The 6890-nt window shown below is 71.6% G+C and carries 7 protein-coding genes; 5 read left to right on the forward strand and 2 right to left on the reverse strand.

From position 1 onward, the window contains the following. Window positions 1-135: 135 nt before the first annotated feature. Window positions 136-618, reverse strand: a complete 483-nt coding sequence (locus ACZ3IJ_RS35770; protein ID WP_467475335.1) for an indole-3-glycerol phosphate synthase — start codon at window positions 616-618, stop codon at window positions 136-138. Between the two features lie 106 nt (window positions 619-724). Beyond that, complete coding sequence (locus ACZ3IJ_RS35775; RefSeq protein WP_467475337.1) at window positions 725-1516, reverse strand: pyrimidine reductase family protein; 792 nt, start codon at window positions 1514-1516, stop codon at window positions 725-727. Window positions 1517-1552: 36 nt separating this feature from the next. Between ACZ3IJ_RS35775 and zapE the strand changes: the two genes are divergently transcribed. The 5 genes from zapE (at window position 1553) to ACZ3IJ_RS35800 (ending at window position 6800) form a co-directional block, all read left to right on the forward strand. Beyond that, complete coding sequence (gene zapE, locus ACZ3IJ_RS35780) at window positions 1553-2668, forward strand: cell division protein ZapE (protein WP_467475339.1); 1116 nt, start codon at window positions 1553-1555, stop codon at window positions 2666-2668. A 33-nt stretch (window positions 2669-2701) separates the two neighbouring features. Further along, window positions 2702-3127, forward strand: coding sequence for an OsmC family protein (locus ACZ3IJ_RS35785; RefSeq protein ID WP_467475341.1), 426 nt, complete (start codon window positions 2702-2704; stop codon window positions 3125-3127). 220 nt (window positions 3128-3347) lie between these two features. After that, on the forward strand, window positions 3348-4706 hold the full coding sequence (locus ACZ3IJ_RS35790; RefSeq protein ID WP_467475343.1) for an alkaline phosphatase PhoX: 1359 nt from the start codon (window positions 3348-3350) through the stop codon (window positions 4704-4706). A 263-nt stretch (window positions 4707-4969) separates the two neighbouring features. Further along, the gene (locus tag ACZ3IJ_RS35795; RefSeq protein WP_467475349.1) at window positions 4970-5800 is read left to right on the forward strand and encodes a PPK2 family polyphosphate kinase; all 831 of its coding nucleotides are present in this window, start codon (window positions 4970-4972) and stop codon (window positions 5798-5800) included. A 100-nt stretch (window positions 5801-5900) separates the two neighbouring features. Next, complete coding sequence (locus tag ACZ3IJ_RS35800; RefSeq protein WP_467475351.1) at window positions 5901-6800, forward strand: polysaccharide deacetylase family protein; 900 nt, start codon at window positions 5901-5903, stop codon at window positions 6798-6800. Window positions 6801-6890: the final 90 nt, after the last annotated feature.

The following is a 6890-nucleotide window of genomic DNA, read 5'->3' on the forward strand; positions in this document are numbered from 1 at the left end:
CCCTACGACACCCCCGGGCCCCGGCGTGACGGTGTCGGCGCGCACGGTCCGCCCGGGGCCCGCGCCGCCACGGCAGGACGCCGACGGCGGTAGGGGGCGGCTGCCCGGCCGGGCAGCCGCCCCCTACCGCCGTCCTCAGGCGGGCTCCGCCTCGCTGTGGGCGAACAGCTTCAGGACCGGCACGCCGACCTTGTGGCGGGCCCGCGACGCCCAGTCCCGGTGGAAGAACTCCTCCACGTAGTGCGGTGCCGTCAGGACGATCACCTCGTCCGCGTCGGACTCCTCGACCACCGACTTCATCTTGTTCAGGGGGTGGTCCTCGACCACCTGTCCGACCGCCTCGCAGCCGGCGTTCCGCAGTGCCTGCAGTGAGTACTCCAGGGCCTGCTCGGCGGGGACACGGGCCGCCTTGCCCTCCGGTTCCTCGCCCTCGCGGGTCGCTTCCTTGAGTTCGCCCATGGCGACGTCGTCGATGGCACGCAGCAGGACATCGGCCTGGTCACCCCGGGGCTGCATCAGCACGATGAACGACACGTTCTCCTCGCCGTGCAGGGTGGTGACGAACTCCACGTCGACGGACGTGAGGGGCTTCTCGATCATCAGAACGCTTGTGAACACCTCAGGAGCCCTTCTGCGGAAACCATCCTTCCCCGTGCCCGCACGGGGTCTACGGGGGTAAGTGTGCCCAGCGGAAGCTAACCGGAACGACAAATTCCGCCGATTGTCAGATCCGACGGTAGCGGGTGAAAAGGAACCCGGCCTCCTCCAGCACGGACGCCACGGCGAACCGTTGCGGCACGGCCACCGACGGCCCTCCGGCGATGCGCTGCGCGGCGCCCGCCGTCATCGTCGGCGAGACCGTCAGACACAGCTCGTCGAGGACCCCGGCCGCCACGAACTGCCCCAGGAGCCGGGGACCGCCCTCGGTCAGCTGACGCCGCAGGCCACGCTCCGCGAGCGCCGCCACCGCACGGGCCGGCTCGACCCCGGGCCCGTCCCCCGCGATCACCACCTCCGCCCCCGCCTTCCCCGCCTCGGCCACCCGGTCGGCGGGTGCCGCCGCCCCGGTCAGGACGAGGGTCGGGACCAGCGGCTCGGTGAACAGCGGCGCGGAGAAGTCCAGGTCGAGCGAGGCGCTGACCACCGCGATCACCGGCGCGGGGCCCTGCCCGGCCGCCTCCCGGCGGGCCGCGAAGGCCTCACGCGCGCGTGCCGGGCGGTACCCCTCCTGCCGTACCGTCTGCGCCCCCACGACGATCACGTCCGCAAGACCCCGCAGCGTGCCGAAGATCCGCATGTCGCTGTCGGAGGAGAGGGGCTGGGAGCGGCCGTCGTGCTGTCCGGCGCCGTCGAGGGAGGAGACCATGTTGGCGCGCAGCCAGGTCTCATCCGGGGCGAGAGCGGGGTACGCGTAGGCGTCGGCGAGCTCGTCGAGTGACCACTCACTGTCACCGAGCGCGTGCCGACCGGCGTCGTCGGTGGCTGTCATGTCCGTCACAGGGAACAGGCGTCGCATCCTCGCAGTCTGACACGGCGCATAGAGTGGGGAACTGTGTCGACCCGTGCCTCCCACGCCTCCCGCGCCATAGCCGAAGCGGCTTCCACCGAAGCCGCCCCGGTCTCCCTCTGTGCCCGGGAGCCCCGTGTCCCCGCCGACCGCCTCGTCGCGGAGATGGTTCCGCCGCCCCGGTTCGACTCGGTGCGCTTCGACACGTACATCCCGGACCCGAACCAGCCGAGCCAGACCGACGCGGTCAGGGCCCTGAGCTCGTTCGCCGAGGGGCTCGGCGGCGCCCACGCCACCGGCGCCGGCAAGCGCCCTGCCCTGAGCCGCTGGTTCGCGAAGAAGCCGGCCGCCCCCAGCGGGCCGCGCGGCGTCTACCTCGACGGCGGTTACGGCGTCGGCAAGACCCACCTGCTCGCCTCCCTCTGGCACGCCACGCCCGCCGAGCCCGGGCTCAAGGCCTTCGGCACCTTCGTGGAGCTGACCAACCTGGTGGGCGCGCTGGGCTTCCAGCAGACCGTGCGCACGCTCAGCGGCCACCGGCTGCTCTGCATCGACGAATTCGAACTGGACGACCCGGGCGACACCGTCCTCGTCTCCTCGCTCCTCAGCCGGCTCGTCGAGGAGGGTGTGGCGCTCGCCGCGACCTCCAACACCCTGCCGGGCAAGCTGGGCGAGGGCCGGTTCGCCGCCGCCGACTTCCTGCGCGAGATCCAGGGCCTCTCGGCCCACTTCCGTCCGCTGCGGATCGACGGCGAGGACTACCGCCACCGCGGGCTGCCCGAGGCGCCCGCCCCGTACTCCGAGGAGCAGGTGACCAAGGCGGCGTACGCGACGCCGGGCGCCTCGCTCGACGACTTCCCGCACCTCCTCGACCACCTGGCCAAGGTCCACCCCAGCCGCTACGGCGCGCTCACCGACGACCTGACGGCGGTCTGCCTCACGGACGTACGGGCGGTCCCGGACCAGTCGACGGCGCTGCGGCTCGTCGTCCTCGCCGACCGTCTGTACGACCGCGAGGTCCCGGTGCTCGCCTCGGGACTCCCCTTCGACCGTCTGTTCAGTGAAGAGATGCTGAAGGGCGGGTACCGCAAGAAGTACTTCCGGGCGATCTCCCGGCTCACGGCCCTGGCACGAGACGCGAAGGCCTTGGTCGAGCAGTAGGTTGGGGGCCATACCCGATCGAAGGGATACACCATGGCCACCGTCCGCCACGCCCACACCGTCTGGGAGGGCGACCTCCTCAAGGGCAAGGGCGTCGTCACCCTCGACTCCTCCGGCCTCGGCGAGTACCAGGTCTCCTGGCCTTCGCGCGCCGAGGAGCCGAACGGCAAGACCAGCCCCGAGGAGCTGATCGCGGCCGCGCACTCCTCCTGCTTCTCGATGGCGCTGTCCCACGGCCTGGCCGGGGCGGGCAACCCGCCCACCCGCCTGGAGACCAAGGCCGATGTCACCTTCCAGCCCGGCGAGGGCATCAAGGGCATCCACCTGACCGTACGCGGCGAGGTCCCCGGCCTGGACGCGGAGCAGTTCAAGGCGGCGGCCGAGGACGCCAAGAAGAACTGCCCGGTGAGCCAGGCGCTCACCGGCACGACGATCACGCTGGACGCCGATCTCGCCTGATCGCGCCCTGCCTGCTGCCCGGGGCTGATCGCACGCCGATCGCACGTCGATCGCACGTCGACGTCCGACCGATCGCAGACCGGTCGGACGCTGATCACCCGCGCCACATGAGGCCGTTGTGGCCCGCATGGTTCACCTGTCACCACCTTGCGTGGTACACACATGCGGGTCACACGTCACAGCACACACCTGTCCGCCAACAGGAACAGTGGGTTGCCTCATGTCCGCAACACGACGTCAGATCCTGTCCCGCACCGGCGCGTCCGTCGCCGGCATCGCCTTCGCGGGCTCCTTCACCGAACTCTTCGCCGGTACGTCGGCCGCTCGCGGCCACTCCGGCTACGGTCCGCTGGTCCCCGACCCCGACGGCCTCCTCGACCTCCCCGAGGGCTTCCGCTACACCGTCCTCTCCCGCGAGGGCGACCTCCTCCGCTCCGGCGAGGGCCCCGTCCCGAGCAACTTCGACGGCATGAGCGCCTTCGCCGGCCGTCGCGGGCGGGTCCATCTGGTCCGCAACCACGAGAACCGGGCGACCGGCCGCATCGGGGTACCGACCGTCGCCGGGCTGACGTACGACCCCGCAGGGAAGGGCGGCTGTACGGCGCTCACGCTCGACGGCCGCGGCAACGTCCTCGGCGAGCGCGTCGCGATCGCGGGCACCGCGGTCAACTGCGCCGGCGGGCCCACCCCTTGGGGCACCTGGCTCACCTGCGAGGAGACCGAGGACAGGGCCGGGACCAACGGGTACACCAAGGACCACGGCTTCATCTTCGAGGTCGACGGAGCCGACCCGCACCGCACCGGAGCCGTACCGCTCACGGCCATGGGCCGCTTCCAGCACGAGGCGATCGCCGTCGACCCGCACAGCGGGATCGTGTACGAGACGGAGGACGCGTTCGAGCGGCCGTTCGGGCTCTTCTACCGCTTCCTGCCCGAGGTGCCGATGGGCGGACACGGTTCGCTGCGCGCGGGCGGGGAGCTGCAGGCGATGCGGGTGCCGGGAGTGCCCGACCTCTCGGTGATCCAGGAGACCGGGGCGAGCTTCGACCGCGTCGAGTGGGTGCCGGTGCCGGACCCCCTGGCCGTCGAGACGCCCATCAGACACCAGGACTTCGGGCCGAGGGGCATCACGCACGCGCAGAAGCTGGAGGGCTGTTACTGGGGCGGGCGGTCCGTCTACTTCGTCTCGTCCTTCGCCCGCACCGGCGACGGCTCCGGCGCGACCCACTTCGGCCAGGTGTGGAAGTACGAGCCGCACCGGCGCCGTCTGACGCTCGTCGTCGTCTTCGGTCCGAGCACCGACATCCAGCTGCCCGGCGAGTCGCCGGACAACATCTGCCTCGCCCCGAGCGGCGGGCTGATGGTCTGCGAGGACGGCAACGGAGCCCAGCACGTCTACGGGCTGAGCCGCCGGGGCGAGGTGTACGCGGTGGCACGAGGGGCGCAGAACATCGGCAGCCCTGAGGCGCCGGAGTGGGGCGAGTTCGCGGGCGTCACCTTCTCCCCGGACGGCCGGACGATGTACGTCAACTGCTACACACCCGGCACGACGTTCGCGGTGACCGGCCCGTGGTGCTGACGTAGCCACCGGCCAGCGGTCGCGCGTCCCCCCGTTCCGTCGCAGGATCGGGGGGAAGGCGCGGGGTGGACGGGAAGGGTGGCGAGGTGGCGAAGAAGGACCGGAAGCAGGAGAAGGAGCCCGGCGAGAAGCAGAAGAGCCGGGCGAAGAAGGACGGGTCGAAGAAGGACCGGTCGAAGAAGAGCGCGTCGAGGACGGACGGGTCGAAGACCGGCGCGTCGGAGCACGGATCAGGACAGCTCCGGCCGCGGAAGCAGCCGGTCCTGCGTGACCTGCTGCGCGTGCCCGTCGGGAAACACGTCGACCTCGCCGCGTACTCCGCCTCGGACATCCCCGGCGGACCGGCGGGGAAGGCGGCGGGGATCGAGGCGACCGCCCTGCTCGCACCCCGCCTCGCCGCGTACCAGGAGCGTCTGTACGCGGCGAGCACCGCCGGCGACCGCCGCCGGCTGCTGCTCGTCCTCCAGGGCATGGACACCAGCGGCAAGGGCGGCACGGTCAAGCATGTGATCGGCCACTTCAACCCCTCCGGCTGCCGCATCCGCGCGTTCAAGGCGCCCACGGCCGAGGAGCGCGGCCACCCGTTCCTCTGGCGGATCGCGCGGGCCCTGCCGGTGCCGGGCGAGATCGGCATCTTCGACCGCTCGCACTACGAGGACGTCCTCATCGCCCGCGTCCGCGAGCTGGTGCCGCGCCGTGACCTCGGCCGCCGCTACGGCCAGATCAACCGCTGGGAGGAGTCCCTCGTCGACGACGGCGTGACGGTCGTCAAGGTCTTCCTGCACATCTCGTACGAGGAGCAGCGCACCCGGCTCCTGGAGCGCCTCGACAACCCCGAGAAGCACTGGAAGTTCAACAGGGGCGACATCGAGGAGCGCGCGCTGTGGCCCGCGTACCAGGAGGCGTACGAACTGGCCCTGGAACGCTGCTCGACCGAGGCTGCGCCCTGGTACGTGGTCCCGGCCGACCGCAAGTGGTACCGCAACTGGGCCATCAGCGCGCTGCTCCTGGAACACCTGGAGGCCCTCGACCCCCGGTACCCGCCGGGCGACTTCGACGTGGCGGAGAGCCGGAGGCTGCTGCTCGCGAGCTGAGCTTCCGCTCGCGTGGACTCGTGCCCGGTTGGTGTCGAGCCGTCATCGTTGCACCCCGGCGATCGGATAACTTCCGTTCGTGACCACTTCTGTACGAAAAATGTCGGCGCTTGCTGTGCTGGGTGCCGTACTCGTCGGCTGCGGCGGGGGCGCCGCCGACACGGCGGCGGCTCCCGACCGTCCGTCCGCCTCACCGTCGAGCGCGTCGTCCGGGGCGAGCCCGAGCGCGAGCGCCAGTGCCGGTGCCGCTCCCGGGCAGCCGGCCGTCGTGCGCAAGGCGCCGCCGACGATGGCTCCGGGGCCGGGAGGGCTCACCCCGGTCTTCGAGCGGGCCCCGAGAACCGGAGGCGACAGCACGGACAAGGTCGTCGCGCTCACCTTCGACGCCGACATGACGGCCGACCAGGGGCCGCGGGCGGCGGGCGGCGAGCGTTTCGACAATCCGCAGCTGATCGAGACCCTGCGGAGGCTGAAGGTCGACTCGACGGTCTTCATGACCGGCCGGTGGGCCGAGGAGTACCCGGACCAGGCCCGGGCCATCGGCACCGACCCCCGATTCGAGATCGCCAACCACTCGTACAGCCACTACGCCTTCGCCGCACCCTGCTACGGCCTGCCGACGGTGGCGAAGCAGGACATGGCCGCCGATGTGAAGCGGGCCTTCGTGGCGTTCCGGAAGGCCGGGGCGCGCAACGTCGTCCCGTACTTCCGCTTCCCGGGCGGCTGCTACGACGACCGGGCGCTGCGGGCGCTCGCGCCCGCGAAGGTCACGGCCGTGCAGTGGGACGTGGTCAGCGGCGACGCCTTCGCGAAGGACGGCGACGCGGTGGCCGAGCAGGTCCTCGACGGGGTGAGACCGGGCTCGCTGGTGGTCATGCACTGCACCCGCAGCGCGGCCCCCGTCACGGAACAGGCGATCCGCCGGATCGTCCCCGCGCTCCGGGCCAAGGGCTACCGCTTCGTGAAGGTCTCCGAGCTGATGGCGGAACGGGAGTCCTAGGGCGTGTTGCGAAAGTAGCGCCGTCCGCCCGAAGGGCGGGCCCCGCGGCGTCTGGTGCGTGCGATCGCAAGGCGGAGGGTCGTCCTCGTA

This window comes from Streptomyces sp. NPDC013317, from assembly GCF_055563155.1.